The organism is Sorangium sp. So ce176, assembly GCF_051519835.1.
Taxonomy (GTDB): Bacteria; Myxococcota_A; Polyangia; order Polyangiales; family Polyangiaceae; genus Sorangium; species Sorangium cellulosum_G.
The window spans coordinates 125,357-141,372 of sequence record NZ_CP150371.1 but is presented as its reverse complement, the minus strand read 5'-3'; the positions used below and the strand labels follow the sequence as shown (position 1 = coordinate 141,372).

Genomic DNA, 16,016 nt, shown 5'->3' with positions numbered 1-16,016 from the left:
GACAACGCGTCCACGTCCGCCGACCGCCCCTGCCGGCCCCTCCCGGCGAGCGCCGCCCGCGCGGGCGGCGCGGGCGCGCCGGGCGGCGCGCTACCCGGCCAGCAGCTTGTCACGAAAGAGCTGGAGGACCCGGTCGAGCGCGGCGCGCGTCGGCTCGCCAGGAGCGTCGACGAGCCCGCCTGTCAACACCGAGTGGTGCTTCTTGAGGGGCTCCTCGGGGTGCCCGTCGGCTTGCTCCAGCTCCACGGCGACGAACCCTTCCCCGAGGCGCTCGCGGAGGAGCTGAAACCGCTCCCCCGGCACCAGCGGATCGCGCTTGAAGCGGAGCCCGATCACCCGGAGGCCCTCCCTGTCGCAGCGCTGGGCCACCGCGTCGAGGGTCGCGGCGTCGCAGTCGATCGTCCGCCGCCGCTCCTTCGTGAGCGCGATCGGGAGCGACGGCTGCGACATCACGGGCGCCAGCACCCGGGCGTCCGCCGCCATCGCGAGCGCGAACCCGCCGGTGAAGCACATCCCCACGACGCCGACGCCCGGCCCGCCGCAGCGCTGGTGCTCCGACGCGGCGAGCGCCCGGAGCCAGTCGACGACAGGCGACGAGCGCCCCGTCGCGAGCACGGTGAACTCCTTGCTGATGCAGGCCCTCGCCATCGACGAGAGGGCGTAGAGCGCGCCCGTGACGCCCGGTCCCAGCAGGGCACGTCCAGGGGTGCCGAAGAGGCTCGGCAGCACGGCCGTGCAGCCGAGCGCCACGACCCTGTCGGCGAACCCGAGCACCTGGGGAGAGATCCCGGGCATCTCGGTCAGCACGAGGACGGCAGGCCCCTTCCCTTTCCGATAGACGTCGTGCGCGACGCCGTCGTGCGTGAAGCGCTCGCGCTCGAAGGTGGCGAGATCGCCCTCCGGCGCCCTGGGTTTGCTCGGTGCCATCACGGCGAACTGCATCACACCACGTTCGCCCGGTAAAGCCCCTCCCCAGCGGCGCTCAGGTCCGTCCGCAGCCGAGCGCCCCTGGAGCAGCCATGGTGATGAGGTCGGGATACGGCGTCACCCCTCCAGGGGACAGAGCGGCTCCGGCTACACCTCGGCGGAGCGCTTCCCGGCCTCGCGGGGCTCTTCCGGCAGGAGCGGGCTCGCCCCGCCGATCCACGCGACCGCCCTCCGCAGCCGCTCCTTCGCGTCGCCCTCGATCACATCGCCGTGGGCGACGACGACGCGATCGAAGTCCCATGCGAGGATGTCGGCGACGCTCCGCGCGGCCGCGGCGCGGTCCCTCATGAGCAGGCGCCACAGGTGGTCCTGCGCTGTCTTGTTCCAGGCGCCGCCGAGCCAGAGGAAGACCTTCATGCCGAAGTTGCGGACCTCGTGCACGTTCAAGAGGAGATCCGTCACGACGAGCGTCCGCGACCGCGCGTGCAGGAACACGTGCTCCGTGATGTACGGCACGCCCTCCACGACGCGCACGCCGAGATCGTCGCCGATCTCCGGCGCCACGCCGGACCGAGGAAGCGGGGTGAAGCGAAGGCCGGAGAGCTTCTTCTCCAGCCCGGGCGCCCCGAGCACGCTCGCGCGCGGCCAGCGCTCGGTAGCGGCCTTCAGGAAGAGGTGGTGGAAGCAGTTCGGGGCGACGAGGGCGCGCACCTCGCCGAGCGCGTCGATCGCCGCGGCGGCGGCGTCGTCGAACGCGAGCGGCGCGTGGATCACGATGCCGCCGTCGGCCCGCCTCACGACGGTCGTCCGCGACGGCAGATCGCCGAACGGCATCCTGAAGTCCTTCTCGTACGCCCACACGTCCTCGGCGATCGCTCGGAGCATGCCGACATGCAACGCGCGCCCGACCGCTCCGTCAAGGCATCTCCACGCGCCTCGGCACGGTCGTTCACGGACCACATCACGCGTCTTCACGGGATCACAGGATGACGAGCGTCACGTCATCCGCTGTTCGGCGTTGCTCGGCCCGTCGACCGTCGCTTCTTCGCCGGAAAGGCCTCATGGAGCGAGCGCGTCGCGCGCTGGGCGTCGGCGCCGCCGGCGCCGTGGCCTCGACCGCCCCGTTCACATCCACATCCGCGCCACGACGCCGTACGTCCCGGGCCCCGGGGACATGCCGACGTCGCCGCCGCCGAGGAGGATCTGATCCCCGGAGATCGCCCGCACCGTGTGCAGCACCCCGAACTCGCCGAGGTCGACGGGGAGCACGCCGCCGTCGCCGAACGCCGGGTCGAGCGCGCCGCCGCACGTGTACCGCGCGAGCAGCGGCGTGGCCGCGTCGCCGCCGTTGCCCGCGACGACGACGGCGCCGCCCGGGAGCAGGACCATGTCCTCGGCCATATCGTCGCCGCCGGTGGTCGGCCACGCCGCCACGCCGGCCTCGCCGAACGCGAGGTCGGGCGCGCCGTCCTTGTGGAAGCGGCGGACCTGGAAGTCGCGCGCCCCCGCGCGGCCCGCGTCGCCGGCCACCACGATCGCGCCGCCGGGCGCCAGCGCGACAGCGACAGCGCGCTCGTCGATCCCGGGGTCGCCGGCGACGATCACGCCCCGGTCGCCGAAGGAGCCGTCGAGCGCGCCGTTCGGCAGGAGGCGCACAACGACAATGTCGCGCTGGCCGTCCGTCGCGGCGGAGCCCGCCACGACGAGGCGGCCGCGGAGATCGATCGCGACCGCCTCGGCGACCGAGGTGGGCCCCAGCGCCACGGTCCGGTAGCCGCGCGGGCGCGCGAACGACGTGTCGAGGGCGCCGTCCGCTGTGGCGCGCGCGATCAGCAGGCGCCCGTCGCGCTGGCCCACGGCCACGATCCGGTCGTCGCGCGCGACAAGGCCGGCCCGGATCACCTCGTCTCCGCCGAGGTCGAGCAGGCGCTTGCCGCCGTCGCCGAAGCTCGTGTCGAGCGACCCGTCCTTCGCGTACCGCGCCAGCGCCACGTCCGCCGAGCCGCCCCCGAACCGATCGCGCCAGCCGACGGCGACGATCGCGCCCCCGCGCTGGTCCCCGACGCCGGCCAGGGTCACGTAGTCGCCTGTCGAGGCGGCCCACGAGGTCATCACCATGCCGCCCTCTCCGAACCCGGGGTCGCGCGCGCCGTCCCCGGTCAGCCGGGCGACGCGGAACCGGACCCCGCCGAGCCCGCCCTGGCCCCAGCCGCCGGCGACGATCTCGTCGCCCGCGACGTCGAGCTTGAAGAAGCCGCCGTCGTCGTCGGCGCCGAAGCGCACGCGCGCGATCCCGGTCCCCTCTCCCCCGAACGACGTGTCGAGCTGACCGGCGAGCGCGCTGGCCTCCGCGCCCGCGCAGCGGAGGGCTGCGCCGGCGGGCGGCGCGCTCGCGGCGGGCTCCTCGGCGAGGAGGTGACTCGGGACGAGCAATACGACCCATGCGAAGAGAGCTCTCATGAGGCGATCTGTTGGACGCGCGGGAGATGGTGTCAAACGCGCCGACCGCGTCCACCTCGCGGTTCCGCCCCTGGACGCCGGAGAGCTCGCTATATCGGCCCAGGTGCGCGCTGCCGCCTCGGACGCACCCTCGGCGCCGGCCAGCTCCTCACGGGCGGTGGCGCGATCGTCGCTGCCGGCACGGCCAGGCTCGGCCCGTCCTCGCCGGCGCACGGGCCACGCGTTCGACCGGACGCGCGACGGCCGCCGTCGCTCGAGTCGGCTCTGGCGCGGCGCTCGGCCGGGCCCGGCGCCGCGGCGCGCGGCATCCTCCGTGCTCTCGCCGCAGCCGTCGCGCCGGCGCTCGTCGCCGCGCGCATCGGGAGCACGCATGCCGCTGCGGATCGAGGAGTACGCGCTGATCAGCGACACGCAGGCCGCCGCGCTCGCCGGGCGCGACGGCTCGATCGACTGGCTCTGCCTGCCGCGCTTCGATTCGGCCGCCTGCTTCGCCGCCCTGCTCGGCGCGCCGGAGCACGGCCGCTTCCGGATCGCGCCGAAGGATCCGGCGCCCCGCGTCGCGCGCCGCTACCGCGAGGGCACGCTCGTGCTCGAGACCGAGTTCACCACGGCCGAGGGCGCGGTGCGGCTCGTGGACTGCATGCCGCTGCGCGGGAGGGCGCCGGACGTCGTGCGCGTCGTCGAGGGCGTGCGCGGCCGCGTCCCCGTCTCGCTCGAGCTCGTCATCCGCTTCGACTACGGCTCGATCGTGCCCTGGGTGCGCTCGGTCGGCGGGGCGCTGCGCGCGGTGGCCGGGCCCGACGCGCTGATCCTGCGCGCGGGGGTGCCGCTGCGCGGCCAGGGGCTCACCACGGTCGCCGACTTCGACGTCCGCGCGGGCGAGCGCGTCCCCTTCGTGCTCACGTGGCACCCGTCGCACGAGCCGCCGCCCGAGGCGCTCGACGCCGAGCGCGAGGTGGAGGCCACGGAGGCGTGGTGGCGCGCCTGGTCGAGCCGCTGCGCCTACGCCGGCCCGCGGCGCGAGGCGGTCGTCTCGTCGCTCGTCGCGCTCAAGGCGCTCACCCACGCGCCCACCGGCGGGCTCGTCGCGGCGCCGACGACCTCGCTGCCCGAGGCGATCGGCGGCGTGCGCAACTGGGATTATCGCTACTGCTGGCTGCGCGACGCGACGCTCACGCTCTACGCGCTGCTGCTCGCCGGCTACAGCGAGGAGGCCGCGGCCTGGCGCGACTGGCTCCTGCGCGCCATCGCGGGCGACCCCTCGAAGCTCCAGATCCTCTACGGCATCGCGGGCGAGCGCCGGCTGCGTGAGTTCGAGCTCCCCTGGCTGCCGGGCTACGAGGGATCGAGGCCGGTGCGCACCGGCAACGCCGCTGTCGCGCAGCTCCAGCTCGACGTCTACGGCGAGGTGATGGACACGATGTACCAGGCGCGCCGCTCCGGCATCGCGCCGGAGGCCGAGGCCTGGCGCCTCCAGCGCAAGCTGATGGATTTCCTCGAGTCGAGCTGGCGCCGGCCCGACGAGGGGATCTGGGAGGTGCGGGGCGGGCCGCGCGCCTTCACCTACTCGCGGGTGATGGCGTGGGTCGCGTTCGATCGCGCCGTGAAGACCGTCGAGCAGCTCGGGCTGGAGGGCCCGGTCGAGCGCTGGCGCGCGCTGCGCGGCGCGGTGCACGCCGAGGTGTGCGAGAAGGGGTTCGATCGCGGCCGCGGCGCGTTCACCCAGTCGTACGGCAGCCGGGAGCTCGACGCGAGCACGCTGCTCATCCCGCTCGTGGGCTTCCTGCCGCCGGACGATCCGCGCGTCGTCGGCACGGTGCGCGCGATCGAGCGCGAGCTCCTGCGCGGGGGCTTCGTGCTCCGTTACCCGACCGGGTCCGGGGGGACGGCCGACGGCCTGCCCGGCGACGAGGGGGTGTTCCTCGCGTGCAGCTTCTGGCTCGCGGACTGCTATGCGCTCATGGGCCGCGCCGGCGAGGCGCGCGCGCTGTTCGATCGGCTGCTCGCGCTGCGCAACGACGTCGGCCTGCTCTCGGAGGAGTACGATCCCGCGAGCGGGCGGCTGCTCGGGAATTTCCCCCAGGCGTTCAGCCACCTTGCGCTGGTCGGCACCGCATTCAACCTGGCCTCTGACCAGACCGGTCCCGCGAACCAGCGATCCCGCTGATGAGGCTCGGAGGAGGCTTCGATGCGCGCCATCACGGTCGAGCCCGGCAAACCGGTCTCCGGGCTCCCGGAAGACGTCCCCGAGCCGCCCGCCGAGCACGGGCCGGTGCTGGTCAGGACGCTCGCCGTCGGCGTGTGCGGCACCGACGTCGAGAGATCGTGAACGGCGGTTACGGGTGGGCGCCGCCGGGCAAGGCGCGGCTCGTGATCGGGCACGAGTCGCTCGGCGAGGTGATCGAGGCGCCGCCCGGCAGCGGGCTCGACAGGGGCGACTGGGTGGTGGGCATCGTGCGCCGCCCCGACCCGGTGCCGTGCGCGAGCTGCGCGCAGGGCGAGTGGGACATGTGCCGCAACGGCCTGTACACCGAGCGCGGCATCAAGGCGATCGACGGCCATGCCTCGGAGCGGTACCGCATCGAGCCCCGGGACGCGGTTGTCGTCGACAGGAAGCTCGGCGCGCGCCCGTCGCTAGCCGCCGAGGAGCGCCCGCGTCCGCTGCTCGGCGCGGCGCCCCTCGTCGGTGAGCTGGTCGATGAACCGCTCGATGATCGGGCTCCGCCGGAAGTTCTCGCGCGTCATCAGCTCGACAGGCAGCGGCTCCACCTCGGCGATCTCGACGTCGAGCCGCGAGCGCGCCACCTCGGTCAGCGCCAGCGCCGGCGCGAGGCCGATGCCGAGCCCGCCCGAGACGTACGACACGAGCAGCGACACGCTCGACACGTCGATCGTCGAGACCGGCCGGATCCGCTCGCGATCCAGGTAGGCGTCGAGCATCCGCCGCCCCACGCTGCCGGGCGCGAGCCGGAGCAGCGGCTCGCGCCGGAGCCGCTCGCGCAGCGCCGGCGCCTTGCCCTTGAGCCGCGGCCCCACCCAGAGGAACGGCTGCACGAACAGCGGCTGCTTCACGAGGTCGCCCCCGGCCGACGACGCCGACGCGAGGCCGAGGTCCACCTCCCCGCGCTCCACCCACCGCGCGGCGTCCACCGAGTTCGCCGTCGTGATCGCGAACCGCACCGGCGCGCGCTGCTCGAGCATCTGCCGGATCACCGGCACGAGCAGCCCCTTGCCGAGGTAGTCGCTCGCCGCGAGCCGCAAGGTCGTCGACGACTCCCCCGAGAGCTCCGACAGCAGCTCGAACACCCCCTCTGCCTGGTCGAACAGCCGCGTGATCGCCCCGAGCGCCGCCTCGCCCGCCGGGCTCAGGCGCACGCCGCGCCCGTCGCGCTCGAACAGCGCCACCCCGAAGTGCTCCTCCACGCGGCGCACCTGCTGGCTCACCGCCGAAGGCGTCTTGTGCAGCCGCCGCGCCGCCTCGGCGACCGAGCCCGATCGGGCCACCAGCAGCACATCCTCGAGCGCGGGGAGGAGCGACGCGTCCATGTAGCGTTACTTAACCCATCGTGAAAAAAGTTTCATTCGACTTAATCCTCCCGTTCCCGCATAGTCCTGCCGCCAGCCCGACGCTGCGCCGACCAGGAGCGCCCCGGCGGCCTCCCGCTCCCGCGGAGGCCGCCTGCGCGCGACGTCGGCGCGCCGGCGCCCGGGCCGGTCCGCTTCGCACGCCGTCCCCTTCAGCCGCGTTCAGCCGCGCCCCGAGAGGCCATCATGGGCAAGAGTCTCTATGACAAGGTTTGGGACCTCCACAAAGTTCGCACGTTGCCGAACGGCGAGGACCAGCTCTTCATCGGCCTTCACCTGATCCACGAGGTGACGAGCCCCCAGGCGTTCGGGATGCTCCGCGACCTGAACCTGCGCGTGCGCATGCCCGAGCGGACGTTCGCGACGCTCGATCACATCGTCCCCACCGACAACCGCAAGCGGCCGTTCAAGGACTCGCTCGCCGAGGGGATGGTCGACGCGCTCAAGAAGGCGTGCACCGAGCAGGGCGTCACCTTCTTCGACCTCGAGTCCGGGCGGCAGGGCATCGTGCACATCATCGGCCCCGAGCTCGGCCTCACGCAGCCCGGCATGACGATCGCGTGCGGCGACTCGCACACGTCGACGCACGGCGCGTTCGGCGCGATCGCGTTCGGCATCGGGACGACGCAGGTGCGCGACGTCCTCGCCACGCAGACGCTGAGCCTCCAGCGGCTCAAGGTCCGGCGCATCCAGGTCGAGGGCAAGCTCGGCCCGGGCGTCTACGCGAAGGACATCATCCTCGAGATCATCCGCCGGCTCGGCGTCTCCGGCGGCACGGGCTACGCGTACGAGTACGGCGGCTCGACCATCGAGGGCTTCTCGATGGAGGAGCGCATGACCCTGTGCAACATGTCGATCGAGGGCGGCGCCCGGGTCGGGTACGTCAACCCGGACCAGACGACGTTCGATTACATCAAGGGCCGCCCGTACGCCCCTGCGGGCGAGGCGTGGGACAGGGCGCTCGAGTACTGGCGCTCGATCGCGTCGGACGACGACGCGCGCTACGACGATGTCGTCCGGATCGACGCGGGCGAGATCGCGCCCACGGTCACCTGGGGCATCACGCCGGGCCAGGCGATCTCGGTGAAGGAGAACGTCCCTGCGGCCGAGGACGTGGCGAACGAGTCCGAGCGGGCGCTCATCCGCGAGGCGCTCGAGTACATGCGGCTCGAGGGCGGCAAGCCGATCGAGGGGACGAAGATCAACGTCGCGTTCATCGGGAGCTGCACGAACGGCCGGCTCTCGGACTTCCGGGAGGTCGCGCGGCGCATCCAGGGGCACAAGGTCGCGCCGAACGTGCGCGCGCTCGCCGTGCCCGGGTCGATGGAGGTCGCGCGCGCGGCCGAGGCCGAGGGGCTCGACAAGGTCTTCCGCGAGGCCGGCTTCGAGTGGCGCGAGCCGGGCTGCTCGATGTGCCTGGCGATGAACCCCGACAAGCTCATCGGCGACGAGCTGTGCGCTTCCTCGTCCAACCGCAACTTCAAGGGCCGGCAGGGCAGCCCCACCGGCCGCACCGTGCTGATGAGCCCCGTGATGGTCGCCGCCGCCGCCGTGCGCGGCGAGATCGCCGACGCCCGTGACGTGTTCGGAATCTGACGACGCTCGCACCCGAGGGAGATCCCAATGGCACTCGACCTGATCCAATCCGTCACCGGCCGCGCCGTTCACGTTCCGGGCGACGACATCGACACCGACCGCATCATCCCCGCGCGCTTCCTCAAGTGCGTCACGTTCGACGGCATCGGCGAGCACCTGTTCCGCGACGTGCGCTTCGACGAGCGCGGCCAGCAGCGGGAGCACCCGCTGAACGACCCGCGCTTCGCCGGCGCCACGATCCTCATCGCCGACCGCAACTTCGGCTGCGGCTCGTCGCGCGAGCACGCGCCGCAGTCGATCGCGAAGGCCGGCTTCAAGGCGGTGATCGCCGAGAGCTTCGCCGAGATCTTCTTCGGCAACTCGACGACGCTCGGCATCCCCTGTGTCTCGGTGGGCCGCGAGCACCGCGCCGCGCTCGTGGCCCGCGTGAACGCCGAGCCGTCGACGCCCGTCACGGTCGATCTGCGGGAGCAGGTCGTCCGGGCCGGCGACCTCACGGTGCCCTTCACCATCAAGCCCGGCGCGCGCGAGTCGCTGATCCGCGGCACCTGGGACCCGATCGCCCAGCTCCTCGAGGGGGCCGACGAGGTCCAGAAGGTGGCCGCGCGGCTGCCGTACATCCAGCAGCGCGCCGCCGCGCAGTAGGCGCCGCCCGATCCGCCGCAGCGCGGCGGAGCTGGCTCAACGTGGCACGCAGCCGCCGCTCCTGCGCAGCGCCCCCCTCCACACGCGTCACCCGACACCGCACGGCGCAGGGCCGTGAGGCTCCGCCGCCCGCGCCCTGCGCTGGCGCGACGTCCTGATGTCCATTCCGCCCGTCGTGAGCCGGCACGCCCCCGGGGCGCACCTGGCTCAACGTGGCACGTTCCCGACACTCCCCGTCACACGGCGGCCCTGTCGCGCGCCGCTTCGGCCCGCGGCGGAGGTCGCGCGCGGCCCGAGGCGCGGCAGGAAAGCGCCGAGATCGTCTGCCCGGAGCGCACGGGGTGGCGGCCGGACGGACGTGGCATGTCAGGTGCTTTATCTCCGGGCGAGCTCTCCGAGCCGGCGCTGAGAAGCCGCGGAGCAGCAGCGCTCCGCATGCCGCGGCGCAGAGCCATCGTTGCTTGATCGCGTGTCTGCCACAGGCACGCAGGACGGAGTACACCCATGCGATTCGCGATCTTCTCCTCTCTTCTCTCGCGCTCGTCGACAGCGCGCTCCTCGCTTCAGGGGCTCATCGCGCTCTCTGCGCTCGTGGTGCTCACCGGCGCCAAGGGGCAGGGCTGCGGGGGCGTGGACGAGCCGCAGCCGCCGCCCGATCCCGACTGCGGGCCTGGCTTCCACTGGGAGACGGTCTGTTCGCCGTGCGACGTCGGCGAGATGTGCGAAGCGCAGTGTGTGCCTGACGACCGCTGTCCTCGGGGGTGGCTCGAGCAGACCACCTGCGGCGGCAGCACCCCCGTCACGACCACCGCGGGCCAGGGCGGCTCGGCCGGCGGCGTCGGCATGCCTGTCGATCCGGGGTGCTGGACCGAGTGCGTGCCGCCGCCTCCGATGTGCCCGCCGGGCACCTACGAGCAGTTCGTGTGCGGCACCGGCAGCTCGACCAGCAGCACCACCGGCGGCGGCGGCTGGGGCAGCGCCAGCGCGGGCGGCGGCGGCTGGGGCATGGGCGGCTCTCCCGGCGACGCCGCCGCGGCGCCGCCTCCCGACATGTGCTGGACCGAGTGCGTGCCCGTGCCCTACTGCCCGCCGGGCACGACGGCGCATACCGTCTGCGAGGGCAGCAGCGGCGTCACGACGAGCAGCGTCAGCGTCGGCGTCGGCGGCTCCGGCGGCGCTGACAGCACAAGCGGCGTCGGCGGCTCCGGCGCGTGGGACGGCGGCGGCGGCGCCGGCGGGGACACGGCCCGGCCGGCTCCCCCCATCGACGGTTGCCGGACCGAGTGCCTCCCGGTGGAGCCCACCTGCCCGCCGGGCACGAGGGAGCAGACCGTGTGCGACGGCGGCAGCAGCGTCACCGTCGGCGTCGGCGGCACGGGCGGCGGCTCGGGCGCCAGCGAATGGGGCGGTTGCTGGACCGAGTGCATCCCTGTCGAGCCCTACTGCCCGCCGGGCACGAGGGAGCAGACCGTCTGCGACGACGGCGACGTCATGGTCGCCACCTCGGGCAGCACCGGCACCGGGTACGGCGGCAGCGGCGGCAGCGGCGGCGCGTATCCCGGCGGCGGCTGCTGGACCGAGTGCATCCCTGTCGAGCCGTACTGCCCGCCGGACACCATCCCGGCGACCGTCTGCGAGGACCCCATGCCCGGCACGAGCGGCAGCAGCGGCTCCGGCTACGGAGACGCCAACTTCGAGTACCCCACGCCCGGCACGTCCGGCAGCAGCGGCTCCGGCGGCAGCGGCGGCGCGTACCCCGGCGGCGGCTGCTGGACCGAGTGCATCCCGGTGGAGCCCTACTGCCCGCCGGGCATGACCGAGCAGCAGGTCTGCTCCGGTTACGGCAGCACCGGCACCGGCACGGGCGGTACCGGCGGGTACCCCGGCGAGTGCTGGACCGAGTGCGTGGAGGAGCCCACCTGCCCCCCCGAGGCGATCGTGCGGACCATCTGCGAGGAGCCGAGCGGCGGCGGCGGCTCCGGCCCTGTCTGCTGGACCGAGTGCGTCCTGATGCTGCCGTGACGCGGCGGGCGCGAGCGGCGCGAGCGATCCCTCCCGCCCGCGGGAGGATCGCTCACCGCTCCCGGTGAGGAGACAGACGCGGAGAGCGCCAGAGGGGATTCCAACCCTCTGGCGCTTTTCGCATACCAGCGGTCACCGAGGGCGCCGGGGCGTCCCTGCGCGGCCGGCTCCGCGCCGACGCGGTGCGCCCCGTACGATTTTGCGAAGGACGACCGGGCCCGACCGCATCCAGGGGCAGGAGGCGGTACCATGAGCCTGGCCCACCCATCAGCGTCCCTCTGCCGGGCTTTCAGGCGGCCCGTGGCCCTGCTGATCCTCGCGTGCGCGGCGCTCCCCCTCGCGGGGTGCCCCCTCCAGGACGCCATGATCGCCCGCGCCGACGGCGAGCCGTCGCCCCGCGAAGAGCCCGCCCCTCCCCCCGGGGACGAGATCACCCACGTCGAGGTCCCGGAGAACACCGGTGGGGGGACGCCCGGCGCGGGCGGCGGCAGCGGCGTCGAGGAGGGCAAAGCCCCCGTCGACGAGAACGCCGGCAACAGCGCCGGCCGAGAGCCTCCCGGCGATTCCGACGCGGTCCTGTGCACGGCGAGCTTTCCCATGACCCTGCGGGACTTCCCCAAGAAGCACCCGGATTTCGGGCCCTCCCAGACCACGAACGGGAAGAACGTCGAGGCCAAGAGCGAGCTCGAGAACGGCAGGCCTGTCGACGCGAACCCGCCCTCGGACGAGATCAATCAGGACGACAGCTTCGACGAATGGTTCAAGGACGAGCCGGGCGTCAACATGACGTTCGACAGGGTCATCCACCTCGACATGTGGAGCACCGGCGGCCACCTGGGCGGCAGGGATTTCTACTTCCTCGACGGCGTCGGCTTCGGCAACGAGGGCGAGGCGCACAACTTCGGCTTCACGGCGTCGTTCGAGCTGCCGTTCACCTACCGGATGGGGGCCTTCTTCTCCTTCGACGCGAGCGACGATGTCTGGATATCGATCGACGACAGCATCGTTGTCAGCCACTCCGTGCGCGACGGGGTGAACGGGACGACCGTCCGCCTGGACGACGAGGCCGCGAGGCTCCGCATGCGGCCCGGGTCGAAGCACAAGCTCAAGGTCTTCTACGCCGAGCGAGACGGCCGCTCCTCGGTGTTCCGGCTGAACACGGCGCTCGACGTCCCCTGCGAGCCGACCCTCCAGTGAGCCGCCCGCGGGGCCGGGGAAGAGCGCCCCGGCCTCAGCCCGCTCGCGGCGCGGCGCGCGCCGCCTTCGCGTACATGAAATCGAAGGCCCACGCCGGGAACACGGTGGCCGCGAAGCCCGCGCCGAGCCCGTAGAGGATCTCGTCGAGCGGGACGCCGAGGAGCGCCCTGCCCGGCAAGAGCACGCTGGGCCGCCAGGTGCGCGCGAACACGCCGGGCACGAGCGCCGCGAAGACGAGGCACAGGCCGAGGTAGAGGGCCGCCGACAGGAGCGCGCCGAGCAGGCTCGGCACGAGCAGGTCGCCGCGCGCCACGAGGAGGGCCGCGGCGGCCGCCGCCATCGCCGCCACGGCGGCGTAGAGGATCGGCACCCCGGCCGCCAGCAGCGCCCCGGCCAGCGCGAGCACGAGCGCGACGACCGCGGACGCCCTCAACCACGGTCGGGCCGACCTCGACCACGTCGGGGTCGCCGGGGTCGCCTGGGTCGCCGGCGGGGCGCAGGGCACCGGCGTCCGGCGGAAGACAACCGCATAGGCGGTCGACGAGAACGCGCTGAGCCCGATGAGGAACAGCAGGTCCTCGACGCCGAACCCGATCCGGTCGGCCAGGTCGAACAGGAACTTCGGGGTCCAGTACGCCGGGTAGAACAGCCGCTCGGTCGCCGCGAACGGCAGCGAGGCGAGCGCCGTCCGCCGCATCAGGGCGCGCAGATCCGGGCGCGCGAGCCAGATGACGCCCCCTGGCAGGAGGAAGAGCAGCGAGAGCAGCAGAAACTCGTGGGTCACCGCGCCGCCCTCCTCACCGCGCGGCGTTCGCTAGCCACGCCGTGACCGCGACAAGCGACAGCGTCGCCGCGCCCGCGGCCCCCACCCGGACCAGCAGCAGCCGCGAGCCGGGCGGCGCCGGCCGGGCCAGCAGCACGACGAGCGCCGCCGCCGCCGGGATCAGCAGCCCCGCGCCAGGGCGCAAGCCCGCCGCGCCCAGGCCGACAGGCGCGAGCAGGAGCGACAGCCCGTTCAGGAGCGCCACCCACCGCGCGGCCCGCTCCCCGCCCACGCGCACGGGCACCGTCCGCTTGCCGCTCTCGCGGTCCGAGGGCTCGTCGGGGAGCGCCGTCGCGATCGCGCAGCCGAGGTGGCTCGGCAGCAGGCACGCGAGCAGCGCGACGGGGAAGCGCTCGAGGGCGCCCCCCTGCGCGACGTAGCCGTAGAGCGGCAGGACGACGCCGACGCCCACCACCTGGAGCAGCTCCCCGCCGCCGCTGTACGAGAGGCGGAGCGGCGGGTAGCTGTAGGCCCAGAGCAGCAGGAGCGCCGCGATCGCAAGGGGCACGAGGAGCGGCGCCGCGGGCGCCGGCACGGTGGCGGCGAGCCACGCCGAGACGACCAGGAGCGCCGCGGCGCAACCGAGGGCCGCGGCGCCGAGCGCGCGCGGTGAGAGGCGCCCCTCGACAAGCACGCGCGAGCCGCCCGAGAATGGCGTGGCGGTGCGGTTGCGGCGGTCGGTCTCCTGGTCGGCGACGTCGTTGGCGTGGACGATGAAGAGCTGGTCGAGCAGGCCGAAGAGATGGACAGCCGCCAGCGTCGCGAGGTCGAGCGGGCGGCCGGCGGCCCGCGCGCCAAGGAGCTGCCCGAGCAGCAGCGGGAGCGCGATGGTCGGCTGCGAGGCCAGCCGCGACGCCCGGATCCAGGCCGAGAGCGCCCCCGGCCGGGCGGTCATCGCCGGTCGCCCCGTGACAGGCCGAGGCGCTCGGCCAGCTTGGCGCGCAGCTCGGTGAACGGCAGGTCCCAGCGGCGCTCGCCGTCGAGGCGCCACGCCTTGAGCGGGATGAGGTCGACCTGGGCGAGCAGGTGGTGGAGCTGCGACTCCTCGCGCGGCTCGCGGATGAACGAGAAGGGGTTGCGGAACTCCCGGCCGTTGAGCTGCGAGTACTTGCGGTCGTTGCTGGCCACGAGCTCGATGAGCGCCTGCTGCCGGCCGTCGAGGTAGTCGAAGAAGGCGAGGTCGAACGGCCCGACGCCCGCGCGCTCGTCCGGCTTGCGCATCACCCAGCGGGCCCAGTCGTAGCCGTAGAGGAAGTCGTGCGCGTAGCGGAAGCGCAGCTTCGACTTGTTGCCGAAGCCGAGGCAGAGCGCCACCACGCGCCGGGAGAAGTCGCCGATCGCTGGCGCGCTCCCGGCCTGCCACATGCAGCAGGCGAGGTAGTCGAGGTCCCAGAAGATGTTGTCGGGGAAGTTGTCGGCGACCGCGCAGATCACCTCGCCGAGCGCGCCGACGAAGGCGCGCGCGCGCTCGGCGTCCTCGCTGCCGTCCATGATCTGCTCGACCAGCGCGACGGGGGTGGGCGCGCACGGCCGGCCCGGGGCGACCGAGGCCCGCGCGCCGAGCAGCGGGGTGAGGCGCGCGAGCTCGTCGCGCGCGTCGTCGGGGAGGACGGGGATCCCTGTCACGCCGGCACCCCGCCGGCGCGGAGCCCGGCGGCGAGCACCGCCGCCGACAGCGCGGCCGTCCCCCACCAGATCGCGCGGTGGAGCTCGCGCTTGTAGGCCGCCTGGGCGGCGAAGGCGTTGGTCACCGCCGCCGGGCTCCTCCGGACGAGCCGCGCCCCGAAGTGGAGCGCGACGGCCGCCGCGGGCGCGACCGACCACGGCGGCGGGGCGGGGTGGCCGGCGAGCGACGCCGCGGGCCAGAGGACCGCGCCGAGGCCGAGCAGGGCCTCCGTCGCCCGGCGCGTGGCCGCGTTGCCGAGGAGCGTGGCCGCGGTGCGCTTGCCGCCGGCGCGGTCGCTCTGCTCGTCGGACAGCCCGCTGGCGAGGGCGCTCGCGAGGGCGCAGAGGAGCAGGCCCGGCAGGAGCGCGGCGAGCCACGCAGGCGCCCACGCGCCGCACTGCGCGTAGGCGTGCAGCAGCGGGAGGACGCCGCCGACGCCGGCCATCTCGAGGAGCTCGCCGCCGCCGCGGTAGTTGAGCCGGAGCGGCGGCAGCGTGTAGGCGCCGAAGACGAGCAGCCCGAGCGCGGCCAGCGGGAGCAGGAGCGGGCGATCGAGCGCGACGCCGGCGCCCCAGGCCACGAGCAGCGCGGCGGCGCCCGCCCCGAGGCCGGCGAGGAGGAGCGCGTGGGCCGGGAGGATGCCGTCCGGGATGGTCTTGGGCGAGCAGCCGTCCGGGAACATGCGCCGCTTGAGGGCGTCGACCTCACGGTCGCCCCAGTCGTTGAGGAGCACGACGAAGGCGACGTCGGCGACCATCCACAGCGCGCCGAAGGCGAGCGCGCCCGCGTCGATCCGTCCGGCGACGGCGGCGCCCACGGCCTGCCCGCACAGGGCGGGGACGAGCACCTTGGGCCAGCTCGCGGGCTTGAGCGCGTACCACCACCGCGCTCCACGGCTCATCGACTCGACGCGCATGGATCAGGTCCTTCTGCTGCTAGCACAAGAACCTCCGCGCTTTGCGGCCCACATGAGATCGCTCCGCGAGGGGAGCGGCCTCCGCCGGGCGCGGGCGCCCGCGACGGCGCGCCCCGGGTCGAGCCCGGCGGCGCGTCGGTGCGGCGTTTCCTTCGCCGCCGATCTGGGCCACCTTATCC

Annotated in this window: 13 protein-coding genes and 1 pseudogene; 6 read left to right on the top strand and 8 right to left on the bottom strand. The window is 74.0% G+C overall.

Annotation, left to right across the window (positions count from 1 at the left end; genetic code table 11):
• Positions 1 to 90: 90 nt before the first annotated feature.
• From WMF42_RS00525 to WMF42_RS00515, 3 genes are all read right to left on the bottom strand, one after another.
• Positions 91 to 927, bottom strand: coding sequence for a dienelactone hydrolase family protein (locus WMF42_RS00525; RefSeq protein ID WP_061607666.1), 837 nt, complete (start codon positions 925 to 927; stop codon positions 91 to 93).
• Positions 928 to 1,074: 147 nt separating this feature from the next.
• On the bottom strand, positions 1,075 to 1,812 hold the full coding sequence (locus tag WMF42_RS00520) for a DUF4336 domain-containing protein (RefSeq protein ID WP_437689718.1): 738 nt from the start codon (positions 1,810 to 1,812) through the stop codon (positions 1,075 to 1,077).
• A 240-nt stretch (positions 1,813 to 2,052) separates the two neighbouring features.
• Positions 2,053 to 3,387, bottom strand: coding sequence for a hypothetical protein (locus tag WMF42_RS00515; RefSeq protein WP_437689717.1), 1,335 nt, complete (start codon positions 3,385 to 3,387; stop codon positions 2,053 to 2,055).
• Between the two features lie 370 nt (positions 3,388 to 3,757).
• Between WMF42_RS00515 and WMF42_RS00510 the strand changes: the two genes are divergently transcribed.
• Positions 3,758 to 5,554, top strand: coding sequence for a glycoside hydrolase family 15 protein (locus tag WMF42_RS00510; RefSeq protein WP_437689715.1), 1,797 nt, complete (start codon positions 3,758 to 3,760; stop codon positions 5,552 to 5,554).
• A 21-nt stretch (positions 5,555 to 5,575) separates the two neighbouring features.
• Positions 5,576 to 6,006: pseudogene (locus tag WMF42_RS00505) on the top strand (alcohol dehydrogenase catalytic domain-containing protein); the annotation flags it as partial.
• A gap of 15 nt (positions 6,007 to 6,021) precedes the next feature.
• On the opposite strand, the gene WMF42_RS00500 reads toward WMF42_RS00505, so the two are convergent.
• Positions 6,022 to 6,933 carry a LysR family transcriptional regulator gene (locus tag WMF42_RS00500; protein WP_061607657.1) on the bottom strand — a complete coding sequence of 304 codons (912 nt, stop codon included), beginning with the start codon at positions 6,931 to 6,933 and terminating at the stop codon, positions 6,022 to 6,024.
• Between the two features lie 225 nt (positions 6,934 to 7,158).
• On the opposite strand from WMF42_RS00500, the gene leuC reads away from it, so the two are divergent.
• The 4 genes from leuC to WMF42_RS00480 all read left to right on the top strand — a co-directional run bounded on the left by leuC (position 7,159) and on the right by WMF42_RS00480 (position 12,432).
• Entirely contained in the window at positions 7,159 to 8,568 is a 1,410-nt protein-coding gene (gene leuC, locus WMF42_RS00495; RefSeq protein WP_061607658.1) for a 3-isopropylmalate dehydratase large subunit, read from the top strand.
• A 27-nt stretch (positions 8,569 to 8,595) separates the two neighbouring features.
• Positions 8,596 to 9,213: a 3-isopropylmalate dehydratase small subunit gene (gene leuD / locus WMF42_RS00490; RefSeq protein WP_437689713.1), complete on the top strand. Its 618-nt coding sequence runs from the start codon at positions 8,596 to 8,598 to the stop codon at positions 9,211 to 9,213.
• Between the two features lie 504 nt (positions 9,214 to 9,717).
• Complete coding sequence (locus tag WMF42_RS00485) at positions 9,718 to 11,235, top strand: hypothetical protein (RefSeq protein ID WP_437689711.1); 1,518 nt, start codon at positions 9,718 to 9,720, stop codon at positions 11,233 to 11,235.
• A 300-nt stretch (positions 11,236 to 11,535) separates the two neighbouring features.
• Positions 11,536 to 12,432 carry a fibro-slime domain-containing protein gene (locus WMF42_RS00480; protein WP_437689709.1) on the top strand — a complete coding sequence of 299 codons (897 nt, stop codon included), beginning with the start codon at positions 11,536 to 11,538 and terminating at the stop codon, positions 12,430 to 12,432.
• Between the two features lie 34 nt (positions 12,433 to 12,466).
• Here the strand turns inward: WMF42_RS00480 and WMF42_RS00475 are convergent, their stop codons facing one another.
• From WMF42_RS00475 to WMF42_RS00460, 4 genes are read right to left on the bottom strand one after another with little or no spacing between them, the layout of a single operon-like run.
• The gene (locus WMF42_RS00475; protein WP_437689708.1) at positions 12,467 to 13,216 is read right to left on the bottom strand and encodes a lycopene cyclase domain-containing protein; all 750 of its coding nucleotides are present in this window, start codon (positions 13,214 to 13,216) and stop codon (positions 12,467 to 12,469) included.
• Between the two features lie 13 nt (positions 13,217 to 13,229).
• On the bottom strand, positions 13,230 to 14,150 hold the full coding sequence (locus WMF42_RS00470) for a prenyltransferase (protein WP_437689706.1): 921 nt from the start codon (positions 14,148 to 14,150) through the stop codon (positions 13,230 to 13,232).
• A complete protein-coding gene (locus WMF42_RS00465) occupies positions 14,147 to 14,881 on the bottom strand; it encodes a hypothetical protein (RefSeq protein ID WP_061607668.1) in 735 nt (244 codons plus the stop codon). Before WMF42_RS00465 ends, WMF42_RS00470 begins: the two co-directional genes overlap by 4 nt.
• A complete protein-coding gene (locus tag WMF42_RS00460; RefSeq protein ID WP_437689705.1) occupies positions 14,878 to 15,837 on the bottom strand; it encodes a prenyltransferase in 960 nt (319 codons plus the stop codon). Before WMF42_RS00460 ends, WMF42_RS00465 begins: the two co-directional genes overlap by 4 nt.
• Positions 15,838 to 16,016: the final 179 nt, after the last annotated feature.

Bases quoted from the DNA above. Each gene is read 5' to 3' on its own strand.
- WMF42_RS00525 (WP_061607666.1), bottom strand. From the start codon at position 927: ATGGCACCGAGCAAACCCAGGGCGCCGGAGGGCGATCTCGCCACCTTC.
- WMF42_RS00520 (WP_437689718.1), bottom strand. From the start codon at position 1,812: ATGCTCCGAGCGATCGCCGAGGACGTGTGGGCGTACGAGAAGGACTTC.
- WMF42_RS00515 (WP_437689717.1), bottom strand. From the start codon at position 3,387: ATGAGAGCTCTCTTCGCATGGGTCGTATTGCTCGTCCCGAGTCACCTC.
- WMF42_RS00510 (WP_437689715.1), top strand. From the start codon at position 3,758: ATGCCGCTGCGGATCGAGGAGTACGCGCTGATCAGCGACACGCAGGCC.
- WMF42_RS00500 (WP_061607657.1), bottom strand. From the start codon at position 6,933: ATGGACGCGTCGCTCCTCCCCGCGCTCGAGGATGTGCTGCTGGTGGCC.
- leuC (WP_061607658.1), top strand. From the start codon at position 7,159: ATGGGCAAGAGTCTCTATGACAAGGTTTGGGACCTCCACAAAGTTCGC.
- leuD (WP_437689713.1), top strand. From the start codon at position 8,596: ATGGCACTCGACCTGATCCAATCCGTCACCGGCCGCGCCGTTCACGTT.
- WMF42_RS00485 (WP_437689711.1), top strand. From the start codon at position 9,718: ATGCGATTCGCGATCTTCTCCTCTCTTCTCTCGCGCTCGTCGACAGCG.
- WMF42_RS00470 (WP_437689706.1), bottom strand. From the start codon at position 14,150: ATGACCGCCCGGCCGGGGGCGCTCTCGGCCTGGATCCGGGCGTCGCGG.
- WMF42_RS00460 (WP_437689705.1), bottom strand. From the start codon at position 15,837: ATGCGCGTCGAGTCGATGAGCCGTGGAGCGCGGTGGTGGTACGCGCTC.